Consider the following 1,321-nt stretch of genomic DNA (forward strand, 5'->3'; position numbering starts at 1 on the left):
TGAACCGCCCCGGGTTTGCCGGAGGCTCCAACTCCTGAGAGGATGGAGCCATGACAAGCAAGACGACGAACAAGTTTTCACCCGAGGTCCGGTCCCGCGCGGTTCGGATGGTTCTGGATCACGCCAGCGAGCATCCGTCGCGCTGGGCGGCAGTGACATCGATTGCCGCGAAGATCGGCTGCACGGCGCAGACGCTGCATGACTGGGTCAAGAAGGCCGAGATCGATAGCGGGCAGCGGGCCGGCGTTCCGACTGACATGGCCGAGAAGCTGAAGGCCCTGGAGCGGGAGAACCGCGAGCTTCGGCAGGCCAATGAGATCCTGCGCAAGGCAAGCGCGTATTTTGCGATGGCGGAGCTCGACCGCCGGTCCAAGCCATGATCGCCTTCATCGACGATCATCGTGGGGCGCATGGGGTCGAGCCGATCTGCAAGGTGCTGCCGATCGCCCCCTCGACCTACCACGCCCGTGTGGCCAAGCGGCGGGATCCCGCCAGGCTGTCGGCGCGCGCCCGGCAGGATGCTGCGCTGAAGATCGAGGTCCGGCGCGTCTTCGATCAGAACTTCCGCGTCTACGGCGTGCGCAAGGTCTGGCGGCAGCTCAAGCGGGAAGGCTTCGATGTTGCCCGTTGTACAGTGTCGCGGCTGATGCGGGACATGGGTTTACAAGGGGTTATCCGCGGCAAGCCGGTCAAGACCACGATCAGCGACAAGGCCACGCCATGCCCGCTGGATCACGTCAACCGCCAGTTCAAGGCGCCGAGGCCAAACGTCCTCTGGCTCTCCGACTTCACCTACGTCGCAACTTGGACCGGCTTCGTCTACGTCGCCTTCGTCATCGACGCCTATGCCCGCAGGATCGTGGGCTGGCGGGCCTCGCGCACGGCGCATGCGGGCTTCGTGCTCGATGCGCTGGAGCAAGCCCTCCATGATCGACGGCCGGTCCATCGCGGCGGGCTCGTGCACCACAGCGACAGGGGCAGCCAATACGTCTCGATCAAATACACCGAGCGCCTGGCCGAAGCTGGCATCGAACCTTCCGTCGGAAGCGTCGGCGATTCCTATGACAATGCTCTCGCCGAAACCATCAACGGTCTCTACAAGGCCGAAGTGATCCATCGGCGCGGGCCGTGGCGCAGCTTCGAGGCCGTCGAGTTCGCGACCTTGGAATGGGTGGACTGGTTCAACAACCGGCGGCTCCTGGAGCCAATCGGCAACATCCCGCCGGCCGAAGCCGAGCAACGCTACTACGCCATGCTGGAACAACCAGCTATGGCGGCATAACTTAAACCAAATGGCCTCCGGCAAACCCGGGGCGGTTCA

1 protein-coding gene and 1 other annotated feature are annotated in these 1,321 nt (G+C 64.1%); the gene reads left to right on the forward strand.

The window, feature by feature from the left end:
- Positions 1–50: 50 nt before the first annotated feature.
- A protein-coding gene (locus AC0L3S_RS39025) for an IS3 family transposase (RefSeq protein ID WP_473285269.1) occupies positions 51–1,282 on the forward strand; the annotation gives its coding sequence in 2 pieces (ribosomal slippage) (positions 51–342 and positions 342–1,282; 1,233 coding nt in all).
- Positions 335–451: a sequence feature (AL1L pseudoknot), on the forward strand. It overlaps the preceding gene by 117 nt.
- Positions 1,283–1,321 lie beyond the last annotated feature (39 nt).

Source organism: Bradyrhizobium sp. Ken01 (assembly GCF_055807355.1).